Origin of the sequence: Vulcanococcus sp. DEBay_Sum22DG08_74 (assembly GCF_017852955.1) — a bacterium.
Classification (GTDB): domain Bacteria; phylum Cyanobacteriota; class Cyanobacteriia; order PCC-6307; family Cyanobiaceae; genus Vulcanococcus.
This window is the reverse complement of sequence record NZ_JAFMKL010000020.1, coordinates 1-22895: the sequence shown is the minus strand read 5'-3', so window position 1 is coordinate 22895 and position 22895 is coordinate 1. Positions and strand designations below refer to the sequence as shown.

Here is a 22895-nt window from a genome sequence, read left to right as displayed (position 1 = left end):
CTGGATGCCCTGCAGCGCTCATCCGGACTGAAACCCGAACCTGTCGCATAGACGACATTCAAGTCTCAGGGGTCGTAACTTAAGATCCGCTTTCGATTTCACGAAAGCTTTTTCTTGCCCGTCGCACTCCTGGTCCCCGCGCTGCAGTTGCTGAATCCCATGCCAGGGGTTGTGACCCAAGACGCCCACGCCGAGCACCCGGCCCTGGACATCGCCTGTGCGGTCGGAACACCGGTGCGCGCCGCCCACGACGGAGTGGCCAGCGTGATCCGCCGCCACACCCACGGCAACACCGTGGTGCTCGTGGGCAACAACGGTCTAGAGACCAGCTACAGCCATCTGCACAGCGCCCAAGGGCCCGGGACCTACAAGCGGGGCGACCTGATTGGCCATTGCGGCAACAGCGGCGCCTGGACCACCGGGCCCCACCTGCACTTCGAGACCAACCGCCCCGCACTGCTGAGCAACCTGGACACCAGCTTCTACAGCGAGGTCGCGCAAGAGCAAGCCAAGCCGGCGGCCAGCCTCACAGGGACGGGTGGTTCACCGGCCGCCCTGGTGAAGCAAGACTGAAAGCCCCCTGCCCGTTGATCAGCGGCGCAAGAGCGGCAACGGCAGGGTGGCCAGACAGACAACACCGATCACAGGACCGGGCGGCAGGTTGACCGCATCCTGAACCGCCAACAGAAATCCTCCCCCGCAGAGGAGCAGTCCCCACAAGGAGGAGCGCAGCAGGGCCTGCCGCAAACTCCTGGCCTTCGGCAAGGCCAAGAGAGCAGGTGCTGCCATCAGGCTCACCACCAAGACAATGCCCACGGCGCTAATCGCGCTCACCACCGCCAGCGCGGTGACCAGTGTCAACAGCAAGCGCAGGGCCGAGACACGCAGCCCAGCAGCCTGGGCCCCAACGGGATCCACCCCGAGATAGACGTACTGGCGATAGCGGCCGGCGAGCACGCCGACGATCAGGACCAAGGCAATGAGGCTCTGCAAGAGCTCCCTTGGACCAGCCGCCAGAAGATCCCCAAACAAGATCGCCTCGAGATCCACTCGGACCCCGAGCAAGGGAATCAGCAGGACCCCCAGCCCCAGCGATCCCGCCAAGACGGCATTGAGCACGGCCTCCCGATTGCGATCGCCCTGGGGCAGAAGCCCCGTGAGCCGCTCAGCCAGCAGCGCGAACACCACGCCACTGATTAATCCGCCGAGGCTTGGCTCCAGCCCCCAGAACACGGCGAGTACCAGTCCTGGCAGCACCGCATGGGAGATCAAATTGACCTGGAACAACCGGCGCTGCACCAACAGAGCCGTTCCGGCCAGGGGACAGAGCACGCCCACCACCAGGGCGATGCTGAAGGGCAAGAGCCACCAGGCGTCAGCCATAGGATCTGGACCCCATCCAAACTGGACGCGCATGCCCCCCCAGGTTGCCGGCATCACGGAGCGGCAGCAGCTGATCATTCAGCACCTGGAGGACGCCGAGCAAGAACTGTCGGGACAGGAGCTGCATGCCCAGCTGCGGAGCAGCCACAGCCCCATGGGACTGGCGACGGTTTACAGGCACCTGCGCCAACTCCAGCAACGGGGACTGATCCGCTGCCGGCATCTGCCCAGCGGCGAAGCCCTCTTCGCTCCGTTGGGGCGGGACGAGCATCACATCACCTGCGTGGACTGCGGCGCCACCGCGGTCCTCAACCATTGTCCTGTTCATCACGTTGACCTCGAAACCGAGGACAGCAAAGGGTTTTCGTTGATCTTTCACACCCTGGAGTTCTTCGGACTGTGCGAGAGCTGCCAGTCCCGTCAAAGCGACTAACCACAGCATTGATGCCCAACCCTGAGGTCGCCCAAGGAGCGCCGTACCGCCTCGGGCGGACCTTGGGCAAGCAGCGCTCGATCCAGGACCAGCACTTCGTCGTAGGCATCCAGATCAGTTCCCCAGTCATGGCTGCTCACCAGCAGGGTCAATCCCGCATCGCAGAGCTGACGCATGACCCGCAACAAATTGGTGCGCGATGGGGGATCAATCGCAGCGCAGGGCTCATCGAGGAGCAAGAGCTGGGCTGGCTGCAACAACGTGCGGGCGAGCAGCGCCCGCTGCTGCTGACCGCCGGAGAGTTCATCCAACCGTCGTGAACCCAAGCCAGCCAGACCCACCCGCTGTAAAACCGCCTCCACATCGCAGCAGCCCGGTCGACGCCCGAGAAGACGCCCCAGGGCAACCAACTCCTGGACCGTGATTGGGAAACTCCAATCAATGGCTCCGCGTTGCGGCATCAGCGCAATCTCTCGACGGGCCAACGCAGGGGTGAGGGCCAAACCAGCCAACTCCAGGAGGCCGGAGGTGGCTGGAAGTTGCCCCTCTAGGGCATGCAACAACGTGCTCTTGCCTGCTCCATTGGGGCCAACCAAAGCCGTTAACGAGCCGGACTTGATCGTGAAAGAGACGTCATCGAGAACCAGTTGCTGGCCGCGATGAACGCAGAGGTTTTGAACGCGAAGCAAAGCCATCCAGCCTCTAGAGCTCAAGCTAGTCGGATCGCTAGAAAAGCCCCTAGAAGCGGAAAGTCACACCAGTACCGATGTGGTGCTGAAATCCAATTCCCCAGCCTTCACCAGCCTGGGTGCTGTACACGGCCTGCCAGTGGGCAAAGCCAACGACTGTCGTGGTGAAGGGATACTCGAACTCAATCTCTCCACCCCAATCCGTACGCTGCGGAAGGTTGGCGTAGCGGCCGGGTGTGTAGAACCGTGGACCAGCTGAGAGCGTCACATTCAGCAGGTCGTAGTTAAAACCAAACCCACCCCAGGTATCGGTGTAGTTGCCCAAATAGGTTCCATCACTATCCCAGCCCGTGTTGTTGACTGCAGACACAAACAGTCCATCCACAACACTCTCCAGGCCATCACCCAAGGCGAAATTGACGTCGCCATCACCAAAGGCGTAGAGCACACCCGCCTGAACCTCATTCCTCAAACCCAACTGATCCTCTAGACCATCCTGGGTTTCAGTTCGAGTGATGTAGTACGGCTTCCAGGTTGCCTGGAAGGAAAGGTTGCTCGAGGGTTGATAGCGAGCGCTGAGATAGCCCTTAATGTCCGTCCTGCGCCATGGACTAGCAGAGGTAAAGGACTCACCCTCGTGCTCTTCATCAGCATGCCCCCCATGGGCATGAACCTGGCCATAAAAATGCTCAGCCTCACCCCAGACAAAGGCTGGACCAATCGCCGCCTCGATCGCAAAACTGCCCTGGTTCTTGAGCCCCCACTCCAAAACCGTTCCATAAAGACCATCGATGGCGTAGTGCCTGGGCGGCCCCTGCAAATTGTTCTCCAGACCACCGTGTCCCTCGATGGTGATCACAGGGGAGGCCTTGAATTCGCCAGGCTTTAGCTCCTCGCCAGTCGCTCCGCCGTGGGCGAAAGCGGGGGCTGAGAGCAACAGAGCACAGCCCACACCAAAGGGGAGGCACCTCAAGGGCAAGAACAGCGAACGGGGGCCAATCATCTAAGGAGATCAAAGCGAGGATTCGACAGTCAGCGAGACGAGCGAATCGCCTTCCAACGGACGACGAGTGCGTGAGCGGCGGAGCGGTCACAGCGTCCACCCTGGGCATCAACCAAGGTGCAGACATTGGAGACGAACGTGGCGACGTAGGTCTGTCCCTTGGCGACTCCATCAACCACCAAGTGCTGGCGATAAATCGGAATCCCCGAGGTCTTACTGATGCGGCGCAAGGTTTTTGAGTTGGCCTTGGACTCCGAGAACAGATACTTCGTTCCCGATCCCTTCACCGCTTGTGTGATCTCACCCAAACTGCTGGGACGCAGCGGGCCGCCTGAGGCAAAGGAGCGCATCAAGGGCACATAGCGAACCTGGTAGCGCCGGGCCAACGCGGCAATCGCATCGTGCTCCGTCAGCACCACACGATGCCCCTTGGGCACCGTCGCGAATTGCACGGCAGCCCATCGATCCAACTGCTGGAGCACGGAGGCCACTCGAGCCGCGCGTGCCTCAATCGCCGGGCGGGCCGGGGCCGCCACCAAAGTCTTGAGTTCAGAGGAGACCGCCCTCGTCATCGCCACCGCCTGGAGCGGGTTGTGCCAGACATGCGGATCACGCGATGGACTCAAGGGGACCGCCCGTTCGGCCACCTTGACCGTGCGCTTGAGCTTCCCGACACGCTCGAGGGCAGGACTTAACCGATAGCCGTTCAAGAAGACCAGAGAGGCCGACTGAATCGCTGCTCGGTCCCTGGCGTTCAGGCGGTAGTCGTGTGGATCGGCTCCAGCGGGCACCAGGCAGGCGACAGAAGCACTCGATCCCGCCAGCACACCAACGAGGTCGCAAAGAATGCCGTTCGCTGCAACAACCGAGGGGGAGGCCTGTGCAGCACTGGCCTGCGGAGCAACGAGCGTCAATCCACTTGCAACAGCCGCAAGCGCCAAAGAACGCGCCAAACCCACCCCGCAGCTCCGGAAACGATAACGGTTCTCAGTCTCGGGTTAAGGGTTGGCCCGTTGCCGTGTTGGCCATTCCTGATCAGCCTGAAACCAACTCCCCGCCCTCTCGAGAGCCGATGTCCTTCCCACGTCGCTCAGCCGTCCATGCCGCGGCACTCGCCAGCGGCCTACTCGCCCTCGCCGCCTGCCAATCGCCCAGCGCAGACCAGTCCGCAATGAGCGGCCCGCAAAAAGAGGTCTATGCCTACAACGAGGGAGCCATCACAGCCCTGGAAGGCCATCTCCTGGCCGCGATCGAGCTCTCTCCCGATCGCTTTGATCCTGAAGATGACCACGACCATGAGGCCCTGATCAAACAGACCCGGGCGACCGCCACGAGCTACACCGACGCTCTGCAGAGCATTCAGGCCGATCTCAAGGATGGCCCCTGCAAAAGCGCCCAAGCGGCCTACCTCAAGCTCGAGCAACAGGAACTCGGCGTGATTAACGCGATGCTCGATGCCCTCTCCGATGGCGATGGCGCTGGAGCCAAAGCCGCGGCCAAGACCTACAAGGACCTCACCAGCTCAGCCGAAAGCCAAACCATCGACCAGACCTATCTGAAGGCCTGTGGCTTGAGCAGCGTCTAAAGCTGCAGGCCACGTCCCAGACTGAGGGGATCGATCCCAGCCGCAGCAAGCCGCCTTCACCATGAGCAGCAGCCTGATGGAACAGGCCCCCAGCGGGCTTCCCGTGACCATCCTCACGGGCTTCCTTGGCGCAGGAAAAACCACGCTGCTCAACCACATCCTCAGCAACCAGCAGGGCGTCAAAACCGCTGTGCTGGTCAACGAGTTTGGAGAGATCGGCATCGACAACGACCTGATCATCGCCACCGGCGAGGACATGGTCGAACTCAGCAATGGCTGCATCTGCTGCTCCATCAATGGAGAGCTGCTGGACGCCGTCTACCGGATCCTCGATCGCCCAGATCCGGTCGACTATCTGGTGGTGGAGACCACTGGACTGGCTGACCCGCTGCCGGTGGCCATGACCTTCCTCGGCAGCGATCTACGGGATCAGACCCGGCTCGACTCGATCATCACCCTGGTCGATGCTGAGAACTTCAGCGACGAGATCCTCGATGGGGAGGTGGCCCGGGCCCAGGTGGTCTATGGGGACATCCTTCTGCTGAACAAGTGCGACCTCGTGAGCGAGGAGCGCCTCACTGCGGTGGAAGACAAGCTGCGGGAGATCAAAACCGATGCGCGGATCCTGCGCTCGGTCAAAGGGGAGGTCAATCTGCCGCTGCTGCTCAGCGTGGGCCTCTTCGAAAGCGACAAGGTGGCTGCGCAGCAAAACCACGACGACTGCGACCACGACCACGGTCACTGCGTCCATGAGCACGACCACGATCATTCCCACGACCACCAGGACCACAGCAACTGCGATCACGACCACGGGCACTGCGAGCACGACCACGGTCATTCACACGATCACAGTCACGATCACGGGCACTCCCACGACCATTCCCACGCGGATCACCTCGCCATCGAGGGATTCACGTCCCTCTCCTTCAATGCCGAGGGGCCCTTTTCCCTGCGGAAGTTTCAGAACTTCCTCGACAACCAGCTGCCTGCGGGGGTCTTCCGGGCCAAGGGAATCCTCTGGTTCAACGAGAGCAGCAAGCGCCACGTCTTCCACCTGGCCGGCAAGCGTTTCTCCATCGACGACAGCGAGTGGAGCAAGCCCAGCGACCGCAAAAACCAATTGGTCGTGATCGGCAAAAACCTCGACCACGCCAAGATCCGCAAGCAACTTCAGGCCTGCGTCGCCAAAGATGCCGGCAAGGGCTTCTCCTGAAGCGATAATCCGAGCAGCGGTTTCCTGGACCCAGCCCAGGAAGGCAACGAGGAAAGTCCGGTGTGACTCCGGCACTGTCCCGCAGCTGTGATGGGAGCGCCCGCTCCTCAGTCAGAACGCTCGCCGCCCTCACCCCCCCAAAAAAACCTCAGCACCGGCGCGGACCGGATCTGCCATGAACTCGAAACTGACCCGATCGCTGCTCACCAGCACTGCAGCTGGACTGGGACTGAGCCTGCTCTCCATGCTCCCGGCCGGTGCCCATGGCAGCGCCGACCATGGCGTCATGGGTGGCGCCCTGCACCCCCTGCTGGGACTGGATCACCTGCTGATGCTGGTGACCGTCGGTCTCTGTGTTGCCCAGGCCGGGCGCCCGTTGCTGACGACTGCCGTTGCTGGCGCGCTGCTGGGTTCGATCGTGGGCAGCTTTGGCGGGCAACTACCCGGGGCTGAAGTGCTGGCAGCACTGGCAATCTCGGCTGTTGCTGCCGTGCTTGTTCTGGTGCTGCGCGGTCACTGCGGCCGTTCGATCCTGGCCCTCACCGTTGGCGGGGCCGTCGCCCTGCACGCCATGCTCCACGGCCTGGAATCCAGTGGCAGCTCCTTCTGGTGGATTGGCGCCCTGCTGAGCTCCGCTGCGGTGGTGGGCGGCAGCGCCTGGCTGAGCCAGCGGTTTGACCGCAAGCTGGCCAGCCTCGGGGCCGGGCTGCTGGTGCTGGCCGGCGGTCTGCTGGCGATTGCACCCCTCTGAGCTGCAGCATCCGCGACAGCAGAAGCGAAAAACGCCGTTATGGTGTGTCGAACCGCATCCCCCGGATGGCCGAGTTCACTGCACTCACAACGGTTCTGGGGCTCGTCGGTCTGATTTTCTGGCTCGCCACCGACTCGGACGATGACAACGGCGGCGGCGGTTTGATGCAACCGTCGCTCGTGCCGGTCCGGGTCAACCGCCGCTGATCAAACCTCGTCCTCCTGCTGGGAACAAGCGGGACAGAGCGCCCGCACGTTCAAGACGCAATTCAGCAGCTGAAAGCCGTGTAGAGCCGCTGCTTCACCGCCGGCCTGAAGCACCGCTTCGCTTTCAAACTCCTCGGTGTGTCCGCAGCGGGCACAGACCAAGTGGTGGTGGTCCCGGTGGGCCTCATCACTGGCCAGCTCAAAGCGCCGGCCCCCTTCGGGCAGCTCCAATTCGCAGAGCAGCTCCATCGAGCTCAGTAGCCGCAAGGTGCGATACACCGTGGCCAGGGAGACCCGCTCCTCCGCCTTCAGCAGGCGCTGATGCACCTCCTCGGCACTGAGATGACTTCCCTCGCCCAGGCGCTCAAACAGGGCCAAGACCCGTTGCCGCTGGGGCGTCAGACGCTGTCCGCGGTCATGCAGCGAGCTGCGTAAGGCATCGGCCTGCACCGGGGAGACGGGACCAGCGGGCAAGACGCTCTCTCAGGGCACTTCTCAACAATACCCACTGTTGCGAAGCGCCGCCAGGTCCCGGCGGGCAGCGGCGGCCATCAGACAATCCGCCAGGGACACCACGAGCCTGTAGCTCAGGGCCACCGCCAGCAGGGGAGCCTCGGGGACCGACACCGCCAGGCGCAGCACCAACACCGCCTCAAACACCCCCAGCCCCCCAGGGGCAGCAGGCACCACCAGCCCAGCCGTCCAGGCCAGGGCGAACCCGGACAACCAGCCCCACCAGCTCAGTTGAACGCTGAGGTCAAAGGCTTGAACGCAGCAGGCGAAGCCTCCGAAGCGGCAGAGAACAAAGACCAACTCCGCCAGCAGGGGCAGCCAGGGATAGCCCGGCAAGCGCAGGCTCCCTGGAGTCAGGCCGGCGGGATCAACCTCCAGGGCTTGGGCGCGGCGGCGCTCCAGACGCTCCAGCAGAGGGTTTAACCAACGCGGCACCAGGGCCAGCAAAGGCAGCAGGCCCAACAGACCCAGCCCTCCCCCCAGGGCCACCAGGGCCAAGGCCGCCGCCGCCATCAAAAGCGGATCCAGCAGGACGGTCCCCAGGGCCTGCCGACCACTCAGGGGTTGGCGGCAGGGTCCACCAGCGCGCAGGGCCCGAACCCGCGTGACCAGGTGCCACACCCCACCGGGCAGGTACTTGCGCAGATTCGACTCGAGGAAGAGCAGCAGCACAGGCGTCCAGCGCGGTGCCGCACCGAACCAGCGCAGCACCACTCCCCACGCCAAGCCATTGACCACCAGGCTCAAGGCACTCAGCCCGAGGCCCAAGGCGAGCCAGAGCCAGGACTGACGATCCAGGCTGAGCTGCAAGAGCTGGCTGCCGTGGGAGACCACGGCCGTCAGAACAAAAGCAAAGCTCGCCGCACTCACCCAAAGCCGGGCGCCCCCAGGCAGAGAGAGCCCCCTCAGCCGCTGGATCACGGCTGCTCCTCCAGCCAGCGGAGCAGCTCTGCGCGCAGCTGATCCAGGGGCAGCTGCCGCTGCTGCGCCAAGGGAATCAAGTCCTCCAGTTCCGGCTTGCAGAGCACGCTGCCATCGGGCCGGATGGAGCGCTTGAAGCGCACGGGCCCCCAGGGCGTCTGCCGCTGCTCAATCTGCCGAGGCAGGGCCCAGCGCTGCTGCTGCTGCTCACGCACCCCCAGGCTGCTGCCATAGCGCCACCAGATCGCCCGCAGGGCCTCCGCCTGCTCCGGCCAGGCCAATGCTGTGATCAAGCTGCCCGCGCGTCCCTTCTTCATCACGACCGGCTGGGCAAAGACCTCCAACGCCCCGGCCTCCCGCAGGGCCTCCTGGAGGAAGGCCACATCCTCCGGGGTGGCATCGTCGATCTGGGCCTGCTGCTGCACAACGGTCTGCAACTCGGGCGCGCTGCTAGCGGGGACATCCGCCTCAGCCAGGAGCAGGCGCAACTGATTCGGGCGATCCAACTCGCGCGTGCCCAGCCCGATCCCCAGCCGGCTCGGACGCAGGGACGGCGCCGGCGCGAAGCACTCTGCCCAGGCCACCATCAGGGCCAATCCCGTCGGCGTCGTCAATTCCGCTGGAGGAAAGCCCGCACTCGTGGCGAGCGGAACCCCATGGCGCGTGGCCAGCTCCAGCACCGCGGGCACCGGCACCGGCAGCAGGCCGTGGGCACTCTTGACCTGGCCATGGCCAGCGGGTGGAGGACTGCAGATCAGGCGCTCAACCCCGAAGTGCTGCAAGCCAGCGCAGACGCCGACCACATCCACCAGGGCATCCAGGGCCCCCACCTCATGGAAATGCACCTGCTCGGGCGGGTGGCCATGGACCGCTCCTTCCGCCTCCGCCAGCACCCCAAAGACCCTCAACACCGACTCACGGAGTGCCGGCGGCCAATCGGCTGCCTGAATCTGCTCCTTGAGGCCGGCCCAATGGCGGTGAGGGGGCTGCCGCTCCAGCAGCTCCACCTGCAGATGCAAGCCACGCAATCCTGCGCTGCGGCGCTCCTCCAGCTGCAGGCGATAGAGCCCAGCCAAACCCAAGGCCGCCAGGGGTTGGTGGACCACCTCCTCAGGCAGTCCGCAGTCGAACAGGGCCGCCAGGAGCATGTTCCCGGCCAATCCCGTCGGGCAATCCACCACCGCCAGGGATCCCATCAGGCCTCCTGCAGAAGCTGCTCCGCGCTGGCCTGAAGCTGCTCGCGGTGCTGCTCCAGCCACTGCTGCACCTCGCGGCGGGCGCGACGCTGCTCGTTTTGGGCCGTCATCACATCGTGTCCGGAGAGGCCCCAGAGCCGTCCCAGCAGAGCCCGGTCATCGGCACCGCCGCGGGAGCCGCCGTACTCGACCACCTCCGCCACCATCCCGGCCAGAAGCACCCGGCTCCAACGCCGCAGATCCTCCAGCGGCATCTTCACCTGGGCGGGAGGTTCCAATTCGGTGCTGCCGTTCACGCGCAAACCATGGCGCAAACAGGCGCGGCTGCCCACCAGAACCTGCTTCACCGGCAACTGGTTCTCTGCGGCCAGCAGCAGGTGTCCGGCCTCATGCACAGCAATCCGTCTCAGCCGTGAGCGACCCAGACCAAAGGGCAGGGCCTCTGCCAACAGATGGCCCCCCAGGCCACCGAAGCGAGCTGCATCCAGCGTCAGGGCCGTCAGTGCCCCACCGGCCGCTCCGGCAATCAGCCAGGGGGAGAGGCCCAGCACAGGGCCCACAACGGAGACAACACTGATGCCCGCCACAGCAACACCGGCCCGCAACGCCGCCGTTGATCCCTGATCGGAGCTGGCCAGACGCACCTAGCGGCGAGCACCGCGGGGACCGCCGCGACCGCGGCCGGCCCGTTGGGGCACAGGAGCAATGACTTCGTGGTTCTCAACCTGCAGGGTTTGACCCTCGCGGCGCAGATCCAATGAAACGAAGTGGCGCAGATGGGCGGGATCCACCTGGCCCTTCAGCTGGAGTTTGAACGGGGTTGGGCGGCGACCGTCAGGCCTGGGCTGCTGGCGAATCTTGACGACCAGATCACCGTCCTCTGGACGGGTGTAGATCAGCTCGCCGCGCACCGAGAAATAACCATCACCTTCGGGCAGGTCATCCCCCTCATCGGCACTCTCCTCGGGGGAGAGGGTGCTGGGTTCCCAGACCCCCACCAGCTGGAGATGGAGCTGATCAGGATCGCGGAAACGGGGATAGGCCACCCAGAGGTGGGGCTTGCTCAGGTCCAAGTGACGGCGCATCAGCGTCAGCACGCGTCCAAGGACAACGGCATCAATCTCTGAGCCGTCCTCGGTCTGGATCACTCCACGGGTGAGCTGATCTGCATCAGCCGGCACGTAAGTCCCCCGCACCACGCCGATGGCGCGGTACTGCATCGGTTCTGTGACCGGGGAAATGGGGTGTTGACGCATCGTGGCTGAAACCCTCTGGGCGCTCGTGAAATCCATCGCCCGCTGGACAATGTACCGAGCTTGCAAAAAGGGCCCAGACTGAGGCCCACTTGCAGGTTCCTCGATGCCGGCACGCGGCCGCACCAACCAGCGCGATGGCGTGCTCATCGCCCTGGTGGCATCGGGGCTGGTGACGGTGTCACTCACCGGCGGCTGGCTGCTGGGTCAGCACCAAGCCCTCAAAGCCCAGGGCAGCCCCGAGGGCAGCAATGAGCGCCAAATTGCCCTGCTGCAAGCCCGCCTCGGCGACGGATCCGCCAGCAACGCGGATCAGCAGCGGCTCATCGATCTGTTGATTCAGCAAGGTCAATCCCAGGAGGCCAGCCTCGTGCTGGAGCGCCTGGCCGATCAGCAGCCTCAGAACTGGCAGCTGCGTCTGCTGCTGGCGGAGCTCCGCCGCGACAACAACGACCGCCCCGGGGCTGAGCGGGAGTTACGCCAGATCCTCAACCTCAAGCCCGATCGGATTGAAGCGCTGCAACTGCTCACCCTGATCCAACTGGAGCAGGGGCGCGGCGCCGAAGCCGAGGCCCAGCTCAAGACCCTGCTGGAGGCCAGCAGTAAACCCACCCCCCAGCCACAAAAGCTGGGTCTTGGCCTACTGCTGGGTGATCTGCGCCAGCGGCAAGGAAAGAGCGCGGACGCCTTAGCCCTCTATGGACAGCTCGCCAAAGATTTCCCGCGAGACCCCAGACCTCTTCTTGCCATTGCCTTGCTGAAACAAGACCAAGGCGACCTCGCGGGAGCTGGTCAGGCCCTGGCGGACGCCCAGGCCAGGCAACCGGAAAAGAAAGACCCACGCCTGGATCGTGTCGCCGCCAGCTGGGGACTCGACAGCCTCAGGGAGAACAAAAAGAGCGCTAAGGAGCCGTCACCAGCGGAGAAGAAGCCCCAGAGCTAGGGGGAGCCGCCTGGCTGTCGAGCTGACGCAGTGCCGCGTCAATGGCGTCGCCGGGGTCGGTGGCGTCATCCATCGCCGAGCTGCGCCGCAGCTTGTTCATCAGGTCGATCGGATTCGTGCTGTCCAGCAGCGACCCGCCCTTTCGACTGGTGCCACCGGGGCCCTGATCAAAAACGCTCGGCTCGGGAGCAAGGTTCGTGTTGCCGGACTGGGCGCGAGCCGCGAGGGGCAGCACTGCGGCGGCCGCGATCAAGGCCGCGGTGAGTCCCCGGTACATGGCACTTCGATCGAACAGCTTGGCGGGAATGCTAGGAGCAGCCCCAAGCCACCTCCCATCGATGCGCATCGCCAGCTGGAACGTCAATTCCGTGCGGACCCGCCTGGATCAAGTGTTGGCCTGGCTGCAGACCCATGAACCGGATGTGCTCTGCCTGCAGGAGACCAAGGTCAGCGACGACCTGTTCCCGCTGCAGGCCTTTGAGCAGATCGGCTACCACTGCGCCATCAGCGGACAGAAGGCCTACAACGGCGTCGCCCTGATCAGCCGAGAGCCGCTGGAGGACGTCCAGGTGGGCTTCGACGCCCTGCTCCCGGACGCGGGGCCGCTCAGCGAACAAAAACGGGTAATCAGCGGAATGGTCGATGGGGTGAGGATCCTGAACCTCTACGTCCCCAATGGCAGCTCCCTGAAGAGCGAGAAATACCCCTACAAGCTTGAGTGGCTGGCCTGCCTGCAGCGCTACCTGGCGGTGCAGGAGGAGCAAGGGGATCCGCTCTGCATGGTGGGGGACTTCAACATCGGTTTGGAGGACCGGGATCTACCGGACCCGCAACGCCTCAGCGGCACGATCATGGCCAGCGATCCAGAGCGCACAGCCCTGCGCGCCGCCCTCGCCGATCGCCTCACGGATGTCTTTCGTGTCTTTGAACCGGGCAGTGGGCACTGGAGCTGGTGGGACTACCGCAGCGGGGCCTGGGACCGGGACCTGGGCTGGCGCATCGACCACATCTATCTCTCAGAGGAGCTCCTGGGCTGCGCCACCGGCTGCGTCATCGACAAACAGCCCCGCGGCAATGTCCAACCCAGTGACCATGCCCCGGTGGTGGTGAACCTGGCCTGGCCGCCGGAAGAGGACGAAGACGAGGACAGCTGGCCCTAGTAGAGCTCGACCCCCTCGGGTAGGCGCTGGCCCTCCTCCTTCAGCTCCACCCAGCGACGGGCCGATTCTCCGCAGCTCTTCGGGGTGGGGAAGATCTTGCCGGGGTTGGCCAGGCCGTCTGGATCAAAGGCCCGCCGCACTAGTTGCATCGTCTCAAGGTCATCAGGACTGAACATCCAGTCCATGTAGCAGCGCTTGTCGCTGCCCACCCCGTGTTCACCACTGATGCTGCCGCCAGCATCGAGGCAGAGCTTCAAGATGGCTGCCCCCAAGGCCGTGACCCGCTCGTTCACGCCGGGCTCATCGGCGCGATACAGGATCAAGGGGTGGAGGTTGCCATCACCGGCATGGAAGACGTTGGCCACCGCCAGACCGTGCTCCTCACTCAGTCGTTCAATCGCCGCCAAAACCCGCGGCAGGGCCGTCCGCGGCACCACCCCGTCCTGCAGGTAGTAATTGGGGAATTGGCGGCCCAGGGCTGAAATCGCACTCTTGCGGCCCTTCCAAAGGCGATCGCGCTCTTCCTGACTCCAGGCCTCACGGACCCCACCGGCTCCGGCCTCCCGGCAGAGCTCCGCGGCCATCTGCACCGACTCCTGCACCTCCAGGGGGTGCCCGTCGAGTTCCACCAACAGAACAGCTGCGGCCTCGCGGGGGTACTCATCCACGCCGAAGAAGTCATTGACCGCATGGATGCAGCGGCGATCCATGATTTCCATGCCCGCCGGCAGGACCCCAGCGGCGGTCACCAGACGCACGGCCTCGCCCGCCGCCTCCATCGAGGCGAAGTCCGCCAAGAGCACCGCCACGCAGGCCGGTTGCCGCAACAGGCGCAGGGTGATGGCCGTCGCAATCCCCAGGGTTCCCTCACTACCGATGAACACCCCACGCAGGTCCAGCTCGGGGGTCTCCGCCATGCCCGAACCCAGGGTCGTCACGCTGCCATCGGGCAGGACCACCTCCATCGAAAGGACGTGGTTGCTCGTCACGCCGTACTTCAGGCAGTGCACCCCGCCGGAGTTCTCCGCCACGTTCCCGCCGATGCTGCAGGCCACCTGGCTGGAGGGGTCGGGGGCGTAATAGAAGCCATCACCGGCGACCGCCCGCGTCACCCAGCTGTTGATCACCCCGGGCTCCACGGTGATGCGCTCATTGGGGAGATCAATGGCGATCACCCGGCGCATGCGGCTGGTGGCGATGACCAGCGCGGGCTGCTCCGCCAAGGCTCCGCCCGAGAGGCCCGTGCCGCTGCCTCGGGCGATGAATGGAACCTGAAGCTCGTTGCAAAGGCGCACCACCGCCGCCACCTCAGCGGTGGTCTCCGGCAAAACCACCAAGGGCGGTTGATGGCGATGCAGCGTCAAACCATCGCAGTCGTAGGCCAGCAACTCCTGACGCTTGGCCACCACCGAGCGCGCCGGCAGCAGGGCCTTCAATCGGCGCTCAACCAAGCCCCAGTCTGGATTCACAGCGATTGTGGGGACGCCCAACGACCTTAACGAGCTGGCACGGTCTCGACCGCTTGGGCGGTGATTGCGTAAGGATGGGCGACGCTTAAGGCCCATTTGGGGTCTCGAGCCCCAATCCAGTCTGCGGATTCCGTTTTGACCTCGGCTCCTGTCTCGGCACCTGTGCACAACACCACCCGTTCCCAGGAACTCTTCAGTGCCGCCCAGAAGCTGATGCCCGGCGGCGTCAGTTCACCCGTGCGCGCCTTCCGTTCGGTAGGCGGCCAGCCGATCGTCTTTGACCGCGTCAAAGGGGCCTATGCCTGGGACGTCGATGGCAACCGCTACATCGACTACATCGGCAGCTGGGGCCCTGCCATCTGCGGCCATGCCCACCCTGAGGTGATCAGCGCGCTGCACGACGCCCTGGAGAAAGGCACGAGCTTCGGCGCCCCCTGCGCCCTCGAGAACCAGCTGGCCGAGATGGTGATCGATGCCGTCCCCTCCGTGGAGATGGTGCGCTTCGTCAACAGCGGCACCGAGGCCTGCATGTCGGTGCTGCGCCTGATGCGCGCCTTCACCGGCCGCGAAAAGATCATCAAGTTCGAAGGCTGCTACCACGGCCACGCGGACATGTTCCTGGTGAAGGCCGGCTCCGGTGTGGCCACCCTGGGCCTGCCCGATTCCCCTGGCGTGCCGCGCACCACCGCCGCCAGCACCCTCACCGCTCCCTACAACGACCTGGAAGCGGTCAAGCAACTCTTTGCTGAGAACCCCGGTGAGATCGCCGGTGTGATCCTCGAGCCGATCGTCGGCAACGCGGGCTTCATCACCCCCGAACCCGGCTTCCTCGAGGGCATTCGTGAGCTGACCAAGGAGAACGGCGCCCTGCTGGTCTTCGATGAAGTGATGACCGGCTTCCGCATCAGCTACGGCGGTGCCCAGGCCAAGTTCGGCGTCACCCCTGACCTGACCACCATGGGCAAGGTCATTGGCGGCGGACTGCCCGTGGGTGCCTACGGCGGCCGCGCCGACATCATGAGCATGGTGGCCCCCGCCGGCCCGATGTATCAGGCCGGCACCCTCAGCGGAAACCCCCTGGCCATGACCGCTGGCATCAAGACCCTGGAGTTGCTGAAGCAACCCGGCAGCTACGAGCGCCTTGAAGCGATGACCAGCCGCCTGATCGCCGGAATCATGGATGGCGCCCGCAGCGCGGGTCTGCCCATCACCGGTGGTTCGGTGAGCGCCATGTTCGGCTTCTTCCTCTGCGAGGGTCCGGTGCGCAACTTCGAAGAGGCCAAAGCCGCCGATGCGGAGCGCTTCGGCAAGGTGCACCGCGCCATGCTCGAGCGCGGCATCTACCTGGCCCCCAGCGCCTTTGAGGCGGGCTTCACCTCCTTGGCCCACTCCGACGAAGACATCGACACCACCATCGCGGCCTTCCGCGAGTGCTTCGCCGCGGTGGCCTGACGATGCAGCGGCGGGGCCTGCTGCGGGCTGCGGCCACAGCGGCGGGCTCCGCGGGAGCAGCCTCCTTACTGGGTGCCTGCCGCATCCGCAAAGTCGGTGAAGCTTCCGGGGTCGCGCGGCCCCAGGTGCGCTGGCGCATGGCCACCAGCTGGCCCCACTCCCTGGACACGATTTTTGGCGGCGCCCAGACCATCAGCCGCCGGGTCGCGGAACTGAGCGAGGGCAGCTTCCAGATCGAGCCCTATGCCGCCGGGGAACTGGTGCCGGGCCTGGAAGTGCTCGACGCCGTGCAAAACGGCTCCGTCGAATGCGGCCACACCTCCAGCTACTACTACGTCGGCAAGAACCCCGCGCTGGCCTTCGGCACCTCCGTGCCCTTTGGCCTGACGGCCCAGCAGCAGAACGCCTGGCTCTATGAGGGTGGCGGCAATGAGGCCATCAATCGCCTCTACGCCGATTTCGGTGTGATCAGCTTCCCGGCGGGGAACACCGGAGCCCAAATGGGCGGCTGGTTCAAACGGGAACTGGAGGGACTGCAGTCCCTGCGGGGCCTGAAGATGCGCATCCCCGGCCTGGGGGGCAAGGTCATGGCCTCCCTCGGGGTGAACGTTCAGGTCCTACCCGGCGGCGAGATCTATCTGGCCCTCGATCGGGGTGCCATCGATGCGGCGGAGTGGACCGGCCCCTACGACGACGAGAAGCTCGGCCTCCCCCGGGCGGCCCGCTTCTACTACTACCCAGGCTGGTGGGAACCGGGTCCGACCCTCGCGGCCCTGGTGAACCAGGGCGCCTGGCGCGCCCTTCCGGCGGACTATCAGGCGATGTTCAGCACGGCCTGCTACGAAGCGAACCTCTCGATGCTGAGCCGCTACGACAGCCTCAACGGTCAGGCCCTGCAGCGCCTGATCACAGGCGGAACCCAATTGCGTGCCTACGACGAAGCGATCCTGACGGCCGCCCGCGAAGCCAGCGACCAGCTCTACGCCGACACGGCACGGACGAACCAGGATTTCAAAACCCTCTACGCCGGCTGGCAGACCTTCCGTGAGCAGATCTGGGCCTGGAACCGGGTGAATCAGCTCTCCTACGCCAGCTTCAGCTACGGCCAACCCCGCTGATGGCGCGCTTGGACTGGCCTGATCAGATCGATCGACTGAACCAGGGTGCCGCCTGGATTGGTCGCTGGTCCATCCTGCTGATGTTGGTGGTCGGGGCCTGGAATGTGGTCGGGCGCTACCTCGGCCTGGCCCTGGGACTGAGCCTGAGCTCCAACGCCCTGATCGAGGCCCAGTGGGCCCTGTTTTCCATCGCCTTTCTGCTGGGGCTGGGCTACACGCTCCAGCGCAATGGCCATGTCCGCGTGGATGTGCTCCACAGCCGCTGGTCTGCCCGCAAACAACGGCGGATTGAACTCGGCGGGACGTTGCTGCTGCTGCTGCCCTTCGCGGTCATGGTGCTGCTGGTCTCGCTACTGCCCGCCCTGCAGTCCTGGCAGATCTGGGAGCAGTCGCCGGATCCCAACGGCCTGCCGCGCTACTGGATCAAAAGCTTGATCCCCCTGGGCTTTGGCTTGTTGGCGCTGCAGGGGCTGGCCCAGGCGCTGCGCCTGAGGCGTGAGCGCTGATGGAACTGGAGGCCTTCGGCTACGTCATCACCTTTTTCCCCGGCGAGGTGCTGGGGCCAGCGATGTTCATCGCCCTGGTGCTGGCGCTACTGAGCGGCTACCCGGTGGCCTTCGGCCTGGGCGGCATCTCGGTGCTCTTCGCCCTGTTGGGGATGGCCGTTGGGGTGATTGAACCCCAGTTCTTGACGGCGCTGCCCCAGCGGATCTTCGGGATCATGAGCAACTTCACGTTGCTGGCGATTCCGGCCTTCGTGTTCATGGGGGCCATGCTCGAGCGCTCGGGCATCGCCGAACGATTGCTTGTGGCCATGGGCCAACTGCTGCGGGGAGTCCGCGGCGGCCTGGCCCTGGCGGTTGTGCTGGTGGGGGCACTCCTCGCCGCAACCACCGGTGTCGTCGCCGCCACGGTCACCACCATGGGACTGATCTCCCTGCCGGTGATGCTGCGGGCGGGCTACGACCGTTCCCTGGCCACGGGAGTCATTGCCGCCTCCGGCACCCTGGGCCAGATCATTCCGCCAAGCATCGTGCTGGTGGTCCTCGCAGACCAGTTAGGCGTCTCCGTTGGTGACCTGTTTCTGGGATCGCTGATCCCCGGGGTACTGATGACCGCGGGCTTCGCGCTCTACGTCCTGGTCATCAGCAGCCTGAAGCCGGAACTGACACCAGCCCTCACCGCCGAGGCCGGCTCCAGCCAGCCGAGCGGCGGGGCACTGTTGAAGGTGCTGCTGCCGCCCCTGGGCTTGATCCTGCTGGTGCTGGGCAGCATCTTTTTTGGCCTGGCCACCCCCACCGAAGCTGGAGCAATTGGGGCGATCGGAGCCATGGCCCTGGCGGCCCTGGAGGGGGGACTGAATCGCCGCGGCCTCAATCAGGTCTGCGACGACACCCTGCGCACCACCGCGATGGTGATGGCGATTCTGCTGGGATCCACCGCCTTCAGCCTGGTCTTCCGCGGCGTGGGCGGCGATCAGCTGATCAGCGATCTGCTGCTCAACCTGCCGGGGGGCAAGGCGGGCTTTTTGCTGGTGAGCATGGCCGTGATCTTTGCCCTGGGCTTCTTCATCGACTTCTTTGAGATCGCGTTCATCGTCTTGCCCTTGCTGCTGCCCAGCGCGCGGCAGTTGCTGGGACCGGAGGCCCTGCTCTGGTTTGGGGTGCTGATCGGCGCGAACCTGCAGACCTCGTTCCTCTCGCCCCCCTTCGGCTTTGCCCTGTTCTTCCTCCGCGGGGTGGCTCCAGACGAGGTCAGCACCCAGTCGATCTACCGCGGTGCCTGGCCCTTCATCGGCGTTCAACTCGCGGTCTTGCTGCTGATCGTCTGCTTCCCGCCCCTGGTGAACTGGCTGCCGTCGATGCTGCGCGTCTAGGGGCGCTCAGCCGCCGCCGCCGCATCCGGTCGACGGGGGTCAGCCACACCCCAACTGCCAAGAAGTCTCTCGGCGTCGTAGCGGACTTCTGCAGAGTTCGCTGACCCCATCGCTGGACGCAGCTGGAGTTGATGGCCCCGCTGCTCCAGCAGCCGCCAGGTGTCGGGACTCAACCCCTGCTCAGTGCTGATTTGATCAGGCCAGAGTTGGCTGTGGATCCGGGTCTCTGCCACCGCTGAGGCCAGGTTGAGGCCATGCACCAACCGGTTCAGCAGCACCTGCAGAACCGTGGTGATGATCCGGCTTCCGCCTGGGCTGCCCGTGGCCAGCAGGGGCCTGCCATCGGCGTGGAACACCAGGGTCGGGGTCATTGAGCTGAGGGGACGGCGTTCTGGGGCGATGGCGTTCTGGCTGCCCTGGCGCAGGCCGTAGGCATTGGGCGCTCCGGGCTTGGCCGTGAAGTCGTCCATCTCGTTGTTGAGCAGGAACCCGGCGCCAGGAACGCTGATGCCATTGCCGTAGGCCGTGTTCAAGGTGGTGGTGGTGCTCACCAACCCGCCATCGCGGTCCACCACAGAGAGGTGGGTCGTATTGGTGCCGCCCTGGGCCGGCAGTACCTCGGCTTCCAGCTCAGCGGCAGGGCGGTGACGATCGAGCCGAATCTGTCGCCGTTGGGCATCGGCATAGCGATCACTGAGGAGACGATCCAGCGGCATCGCCACCTGGTCCGGATCGCCCAGGAGTCGGTTGCGGTCCCGGTAGGCCAGGTTCATGGCCTCCACCATCCGATGAATCGTCGCGGCGCTGTTCAGACCGCTGCGCTGAAGCTGCAGCGGCTCCAGGACCTTGAGCAGTTGCAGCAGGGTGGCCCCGCCCCCGCTGGGAGGGGGCATCGTCAGCACGGGATAGCCCCGGAGTTCCCCCTGCAGCGGACGCATCCAGGGGGCTTGATAGCGCTTGAGATCCTCCAGGCTGATCAGACCGCCCTGGGCCTGCATCAAAGCGACCAGGTTCTCGGCCAAGGGACCGCTGTAGAAGCAACGGGCGCCCTGCTCAGCAATGCAGCGCAGACTGCGCGCCAGCAGCGGTTGCTTCAGGCGCTCGCCGCTCAGGTAGGGGGCCCCATCGGGCTTGAAGAACTGGGAACGGCTCGTGGGATCAGCCTTCAGCAACGGCGCCGCCGCCTGGAGGGAGTCACTCAACTCCGGCCCCACCAGAACACCCTGTTCAGCCAGGTCAATCGCCGGCTGCATCACCTGGGCGAGGGAGAGGCAGCCATAGCGGCGTTGCACCTGGGTCAAGCCAGCCACCGTGCCGGGGACCCCCGTGCTCAGGAGGCTGCGCAGGGCCCGCTGGCGATTCACCGTGCCGTCGGGGTTCAAGAACAGATCCGCCCGGGCCGCCAGCGGAGCCTTCTCGCGGAAGTTCAGGGCCACGGCCTCGCCTCGGCCCAGGCTGATGGCCTGGGGAAGCTCCGGTCCCCGGGCTACCGCCGCACAGGTGCGAATCGGCCCCCGCTTGGGCAGCCAAAGCAACAGGAAGCCGCCACCGCCCAAATTGCCCGCCTGGGGCAGGGTCACCGCTAGGGCAAAGGACGTCGCGACGGCCGCATCGACGGCATTACCGCCCCGGCGCAGGATCTCAGCACCCACCGCCGCGGCCTGGGCCTCCTGGGCTGCCACGACTCCGGCGGAGGACTCAACGGGATGGAAGCGTTGACTGCGCTCCTGCAAGAGGTTCGCCCCGGCCGCGTTGGGGAAGGCCAGGGCGAGGCAGGCCACAGCCATGGCGAAGGGGGAGTGTCGTCTCATGGCTCCATTGCTCCATAGCCGCCGCCACCGGGGGTCGCCATCTGGAGTTGATCACCGGGCTGCAGCTCCACCAGCGCAGAACCCGGCAAGGGCTCCAGCTGCGCAGAGCCTGCCCGCCGCAGGCTGTTTTGACCGCAGGCCCCAGCGCCGCCACCGGCCAGACCGAAGGGGGGCACCAGGCGACTGCCGCTGAGCAGGGAGGCCGTCAAGGGCTCCAGGGCCGTCAGGGTCCGCACCACGCCATGACCACCGGGCCAGCGGCCGATGCCCCCGCTGCCGGCGCGAATCGCAAACTGCTCAAGCCGCACCGGTAAGCGCTGCTCCAGGATTTCTGGATCCGTCAGGCGGGAGTTGGTCATGTGGCTCTGCACCGCATCGGCACCCGCAAACCCCTCGCCAGCTCCGGTTCCGCCGCACACCGTCTCGTAGTACTGGCAATTGGCATTGCCAAAGCTCAAGTTATTCATCGTGCCCTGGGAGGCAGCCAGCGCCCCCACCGCTGCAAACAGGGCATTGGCCACCGCTTGGGAGGTCTCAACATTCCCCGCCACCACAGCGGCTGGGGGCCGGGGGTTCAATAGACAGCCTTCCGGCACCACCAGTTCCAAGGGATCAAAACAGCCGGCATTCAGGGGAATCGGCTCGCGCACCAGGCAGCGGAAGACATAGAGCACCACAGCCTTGGTGATCGCCAAGGGGGCGTTGAGATTGCCCTCGATCTGAGCAGAGGTCCCGCTGAAATCAATCCGAGCGCGGCGCTGCTGGCGATCCACCGACAGGCGAACGACGATCTCCGGGCCGGCATCCAGCGGAACCCGCGCCTCGCCATCGGACAGTCGACTGAGGACCTGACGCACCGCTGCGGCCGCCTGATCCTGGACGTGCCCCATGTAGGACAGCACCCGCGCTTCACCCACCGCCTCCATCAAGGCCAGCAGGCGCTGAACCCCGAGGTCATTGGCCGCCAGTTGCGCCTGCAAATCCGCCAGCAGCTGATCGGGGTTGCGGGCCGGCCAGGGCCCCTGGGCCAGCCGCTCCCGCCAGGCCTGCTCCAGCAGCCGGCCGCCCCGCACCAGCGGGACGTTGTCGAACAGCAGTCCCTCCTCCGCAATCGAACGACTACTGGATGGCATGGATCCAGGCGTGATCCCTCCCACATCGGCGTGGTGGCCGCGGGAGGCGACGAAGGCCACGGGCTGGTCACCGCCTGAGGGGGAAAACAGCGGCGTGATCAGCGTGAGGTCCGGCAGATGGGTGCCGCCATTGAACGGGTTGTTGGAGACGACCGCATCCCCGGGCTGCAGGGGCTCGAGCTCCCCCTGCTCAACGGCCCGCATCAGGGACAACACGCTCTCCCCCATGGAGCCCAGGTGAACGGGGATGTGCGGCGCATTGGCCACCAGACGTCCCCGCCCGTCAAAGAGGGCACAGGAGAAATCCAGACGCTCTTTGATGTTCACCGAGACGCTGGTCTGCTGCAGACGGGTGCCCATCTGCTCAGCAATCGCCATGAAGCGATGGCCGAACAACTCCAAATTGACCGGGTCAGGATCAGTGGTCTGGGCCTTGCTGGACTGAAGACCAGCCGCTGCACCGCGGCTCAAGAGCAATTCGCCCCCAGGCAGGCAGCGCGCACGCCAGGACGCGGGCAGCAGGTTGGTGCCTGTGGCCTCACAGATCAAGGCCGGACCCTCAATGCACTGACCCGGGGCGATCTGGGCGCGCTGCCAGAGGGCGGCGGACCTCCAGGCCCCATCCAGGAAGACCGAGACGCTCCCGGGCCCTTGGGGTTCGGCGGCGACGGCATAGCTGGAGCGGGGACGAGCCATGGCACCGGGCCAGCTGAACTCCAGGCTGAGGCGATCGACGACGATCTCGGGCCGATCGCCGCTGGGGAGGTAGCCGTAGCGCTGCTGGAAC

At 65.3% G+C, this 22895-nt stretch carries 25 protein-coding genes and 1 riboswitch; of the genes, 12 read left to right on the top strand and 13 right to left on the bottom strand.

Going from position 1 to position 22895, the window contains the following annotated elements; all coding sequences use genetic code 11:
* Positions 1–114: 114 nt before the first annotated feature.
* Positions 115–573 carry a M23 family metallopeptidase gene (locus tag QZ184_RS04285; RefSeq protein ID WP_296418316.1) on the top strand — a complete coding sequence of 153 codons (459 nt, stop codon included), beginning with the start codon at positions 115–117 and terminating at the stop codon, positions 571–573.
* A gap of 18 nt (positions 574–591) precedes the next feature.
* Here QZ184_RS04285 and QZ184_RS04280 read toward each other — a convergent pair whose 3' ends face one another.
* Positions 592–1383, bottom strand: coding sequence for a metal ABC transporter permease (locus QZ184_RS04280; RefSeq protein ID WP_247477448.1), 792 nt, complete (start codon positions 1381–1383; stop codon positions 592–594).
* Positions 1384–1414: 31 nt separating this feature from the next.
* Between QZ184_RS04280 and QZ184_RS04275 the strand changes: the two genes are divergently transcribed.
* Positions 1415–1816, top strand: a complete 402-nt coding sequence (locus QZ184_RS04275; protein ID WP_247477445.1) for a transcriptional repressor — start codon at positions 1415–1417, stop codon at positions 1814–1816.
* Here the strand turns inward: QZ184_RS04275 and QZ184_RS04270 are convergent.
* The 3 genes from QZ184_RS04270 to QZ184_RS04260 all read right to left on the bottom strand — a co-directional run bounded on the left by QZ184_RS04270 (position 1813) and on the right by QZ184_RS04260 (position 4422).
* Complete coding sequence (locus QZ184_RS04270) at positions 1813–2511, bottom strand: ATP-binding cassette domain-containing protein (RefSeq protein ID WP_247477442.1); 699 nt, start codon at positions 2509–2511, stop codon at positions 1813–1815. The two genes, QZ184_RS04275 and QZ184_RS04270, sit on opposite strands and share 4 nt — an antisense overlap.
* Positions 2512–2554: 43 nt before the next feature.
* Positions 2555–3445 (bottom strand): hypothetical protein, encoded by an 891-nt coding sequence (locus QZ184_RS04265; protein WP_296418322.1) that lies wholly within the window; start codon positions 3443–3445, stop codon positions 2555–2557.
* 92 nt (positions 3446–3537) lie between these two features.
* Positions 3538–4422, bottom strand: coding sequence for a metal ABC transporter substrate-binding protein (locus QZ184_RS04260; protein ID WP_247477437.1), 885 nt, complete (start codon positions 4420–4422; stop codon positions 3538–3540).
* A gap of 158 nt (positions 4423–4580) precedes the next feature.
* Here QZ184_RS04260 and QZ184_RS04255 point away from each other — a divergent pair, with 158 nt between their 5' ends.
* From QZ184_RS04255 to QZ184_RS04240, 4 genes are all read left to right on the top strand, one after another.
* Positions 4581–5093, top strand: a complete 513-nt coding sequence (locus QZ184_RS04255; protein ID WP_296415633.1) for a hypothetical protein — start codon at positions 4581–4583, stop codon at positions 5091–5093.
* Positions 5094–5154: 61 nt separating this feature from the next.
* Positions 5155–6306 carry a GTP-binding protein gene (locus QZ184_RS04250; RefSeq protein WP_296415635.1) on the top strand — a complete coding sequence of 384 codons (1152 nt, stop codon included), beginning with the start codon at positions 5155–5157 and terminating at the stop codon, positions 6304–6306.
* A riboswitch (cobalamin riboswitch) is annotated at positions 6307–6449 on the top strand. It begins immediately after the preceding gene.
* Positions 6450–6481: 32 nt separating this feature from the next.
* Positions 6482–7057: a HupE/UreJ family protein gene (locus tag QZ184_RS04245; protein ID WP_296418312.1), complete on the top strand. Its 576-nt coding sequence runs from the start codon at positions 6482–6484 to the stop codon at positions 7055–7057.
* A gap of 65 nt (positions 7058–7122) precedes the next feature.
* On the top strand, positions 7123–7263 hold the full coding sequence (locus QZ184_RS04240; RefSeq protein WP_010315811.1) for a hypothetical protein: 141 nt from the start codon (positions 7123–7125) through the stop codon (positions 7261–7263).
* Here QZ184_RS04240 and QZ184_RS04235 read toward each other — a convergent pair whose 3' ends face one another.
* Genes QZ184_RS04235 through QZ184_RS04215 form a run of 5 tightly spaced genes read right to left on the bottom strand, consistent with a single transcriptional unit; the run spans position 7264 to position 11149 of the window.
* A complete protein-coding gene (locus QZ184_RS04235; RefSeq protein ID WP_010315808.1) occupies positions 7264–7737 on the bottom strand; it encodes a Fur family transcriptional regulator in 474 nt (157 codons plus the stop codon).
* 21 nt (positions 7738–7758) lie between these two features.
* Positions 7759–8697 carry a lysylphosphatidylglycerol synthase domain-containing protein gene (locus tag QZ184_RS04230; protein ID WP_296418310.1) on the bottom strand — a complete coding sequence of 313 codons (939 nt, stop codon included), beginning with the start codon at positions 8695–8697 and terminating at the stop codon, positions 7759–7761.
* Positions 8694–9893: a nickel pincer cofactor biosynthesis protein LarC gene (gene larC, locus QZ184_RS04225; protein WP_296418308.1), complete on the bottom strand. Its 1200-nt coding sequence runs from the start codon at positions 9891–9893 to the stop codon at positions 8694–8696. Before larC ends, QZ184_RS04230 begins: the two co-directional genes overlap by 4 nt.
* Positions 9893–10531 carry a hypothetical protein gene (locus QZ184_RS04220; RefSeq protein WP_029626186.1) on the bottom strand — a complete coding sequence of 213 codons (639 nt, stop codon included), beginning with the start codon at positions 10529–10531 and terminating at the stop codon, positions 9893–9895. The genes larC and QZ184_RS04220 overlap by 1 nt, the downstream gene beginning before the upstream one ends.
* A gap of 6 nt (positions 10532–10537) precedes the next feature.
* Positions 10538–11149, bottom strand: a complete 612-nt coding sequence (locus QZ184_RS04215) for a hypothetical protein (RefSeq protein WP_029626185.1) — start codon at positions 11147–11149, stop codon at positions 10538–10540.
* A 103-nt stretch (positions 11150–11252) separates the two neighbouring features.
* Between QZ184_RS04215 and QZ184_RS04210 the strand changes: the two genes are divergently transcribed.
* Complete coding sequence (locus QZ184_RS04210; RefSeq protein WP_247477422.1) at positions 11253–12089, top strand: tetratricopeptide repeat protein; 837 nt, start codon at positions 11253–11255, stop codon at positions 12087–12089.
* Here QZ184_RS04210 and QZ184_RS04205 read toward each other — a convergent pair.
* Positions 12049–12366: a hypothetical protein gene (locus QZ184_RS04205; protein ID WP_010315798.1), complete on the bottom strand. Its 318-nt coding sequence runs from the start codon at positions 12364–12366 to the stop codon at positions 12049–12051. The two genes, QZ184_RS04210 and QZ184_RS04205, sit on opposite strands and share 41 nt — an antisense overlap.
* A 61-nt stretch (positions 12367–12427) precedes the next feature.
* Here QZ184_RS04205 and xth point away from each other — a divergent pair, with 61 nt between their 5' ends.
* Positions 12428–13249: an exodeoxyribonuclease III gene (gene xth / locus QZ184_RS04200; protein WP_296415642.1), complete on the top strand. Its 822-nt coding sequence runs from the start codon at positions 12428–12430 to the stop codon at positions 13247–13249.
* Here xth and QZ184_RS04195 read toward each other — a convergent pair.
* Positions 13246–14718: an FAD-linked oxidase C-terminal domain-containing protein gene (locus QZ184_RS04195; protein ID WP_296415643.1), complete on the bottom strand. Its 1473-nt coding sequence runs from the start codon at positions 14716–14718 to the stop codon at positions 13246–13248. The genes xth and QZ184_RS04195 overlap by 4 nt on opposite strands.
* 213 nt (positions 14719–14931) lie before the next feature.
* On the opposite strand from QZ184_RS04195, the gene hemL reads away from it, so the two are divergent.
* From hemL to QZ184_RS04175, 4 genes are read left to right on the top strand one after another with little or no spacing between them, the layout of a single operon-like run.
* The gene (gene hemL, locus QZ184_RS04190; RefSeq protein ID WP_232197257.1) at positions 14932–16170 is read left to right on the top strand and encodes a glutamate-1-semialdehyde 2,1-aminomutase; all 1239 of its coding nucleotides are present in this window, start codon (positions 14932–14934) and stop codon (positions 16168–16170) included.
* 2 nt (positions 16171–16172) lie between these two features.
* A complete protein-coding gene (locus QZ184_RS04185) occupies positions 16173–17288 on the top strand; it encodes a TRAP transporter substrate-binding protein (RefSeq protein WP_296418320.1) in 1116 nt (371 codons plus the stop codon).
* Positions 17288–17794 carry a TRAP transporter small permease subunit gene (locus tag QZ184_RS04180; protein ID WP_296418305.1) on the top strand — a complete coding sequence of 169 codons (507 nt, stop codon included), beginning with the start codon at positions 17288–17290 and terminating at the stop codon, positions 17792–17794. The genes QZ184_RS04185 and QZ184_RS04180 overlap by 1 nt, the downstream gene beginning before the upstream one ends.
* The gene (locus QZ184_RS04175; protein ID WP_296418303.1) at positions 17794–19164 is read left to right on the top strand and encodes a TRAP transporter large permease subunit; all 1371 of its coding nucleotides are present in this window, start codon (positions 17794–17796) and stop codon (positions 19162–19164) included. Before QZ184_RS04180 ends, QZ184_RS04175 begins: the two co-directional genes overlap by 1 nt.
* On the opposite strand, the gene ggt is transcribed toward QZ184_RS04175, so the two are convergent.
* Positions 19161–20975: a gamma-glutamyltransferase gene (gene ggt / locus QZ184_RS04170; protein ID WP_363155166.1), complete on the bottom strand. Its 1815-nt coding sequence runs from the start codon at positions 20973–20975 to the stop codon at positions 19161–19163. The genes QZ184_RS04175 and ggt overlap by 4 nt on opposite strands.
* Positions 20972–22895 (bottom strand): hydantoinase B/oxoprolinase family protein (locus tag QZ184_RS04165; protein WP_296418301.1); only part of this gene is annotated, 1924 nt, incomplete at its 5' end. The genes QZ184_RS04165 and ggt, both read right to left, overlap by 4 nt.

Coding starts and splice junctions, on each gene's coding strand:
- QZ184_RS04250 (WP_296415635.1), top strand. CDS start 5,155: ATGAGCAGCAGCCTGATGGAACAGGCCCCCAGCGGGCTTCCCGTGACC.
- QZ184_RS04240 (WP_010315811.1), top strand. CDS start 7,123: ATGGCCGAGTTCACTGCACTCACAACGGTTCTGGGGCTCGTCGGTCTG.
- QZ184_RS04210 (WP_247477422.1), top strand. CDS start 11,253: ATGCCGGCACGCGGCCGCACCAACCAGCGCGATGGCGTGCTCATCGCC.
- hemL (WP_232197257.1), top strand. CDS start 14,932: ATGCCCGGCGGCGTCAGTTCACCCGTGCGCGCCTTCCGTTCGGTAGGC.
- QZ184_RS04175 (WP_296418303.1), top strand. CDS start 17,794: ATGGAACTGGAGGCCTTCGGCTACGTCATCACCTTTTTCCCCGGCGAG.
- QZ184_RS04270 (WP_247477442.1), bottom strand. CDS start 2,511: ATGGCTTTGCTTCGCGTTCAAAACCTCTGCGTTCATCGCGGCCAGCAA.
- QZ184_RS04280 (WP_247477448.1), bottom strand. CDS start 1,383: ATGGCTGACGCCTGGTGGCTCTTGCCCTTCAGCATCGCCCTGGTGGTG.
- ggt (WP_363155166.1), bottom strand. CDS start 20,975: ATGAGACGACACTCCCCCTTCGCCATGGCTGTGGCCTGCCTCGCCCTG.
- QZ184_RS04245 (WP_296418312.1), top strand. CDS start 6,482: ATGAACTCGAAACTGACCCGATCGCTGCTCACCAGCACTGCAGCTGGA.
- larC (WP_296418308.1), bottom strand. CDS start 9,893: ATGGGATCCCTGGCGGTGGTGGATTGCCCGACGGGATTGGCCGGGAAC.
- xth (WP_296415642.1), top strand. CDS start 12,428: ATGCGCATCGCCAGCTGGAACGTCAATTCCGTGCGGACCCGCCTGGAT.
- QZ184_RS04185 (WP_296418320.1), top strand. CDS start 16,173: ATGCAGCGGCGGGGCCTGCTGCGGGCTGCGGCCACAGCGGCGGGCTCC.
- QZ184_RS04275 (WP_247477445.1), top strand. CDS start 1,415: ATGCCCCCCCAGGTTGCCGGCATCACGGAGCGGCAGCAGCTGATCATT.
- QZ184_RS04205 (WP_010315798.1), bottom strand. CDS start 12,366: ATGTACCGGGGACTCACCGCGGCCTTGATCGCGGCCGCCGCAGTGCTG.
- QZ184_RS04255 (WP_296415633.1), top strand. CDS start 4,581: ATGTCCTTCCCACGTCGCTCAGCCGTCCATGCCGCGGCACTCGCCAGC.
- QZ184_RS04180 (WP_296418305.1), top strand. CDS start 17,288: ATGGCGCGCTTGGACTGGCCTGATCAGATCGATCGACTGAACCAGGGT.
- QZ184_RS04215 (WP_029626185.1), bottom strand. CDS start 11,149: ATGCGTCAACACCCCATTTCCCCGGTCACAGAACCGATGCAGTACCGC.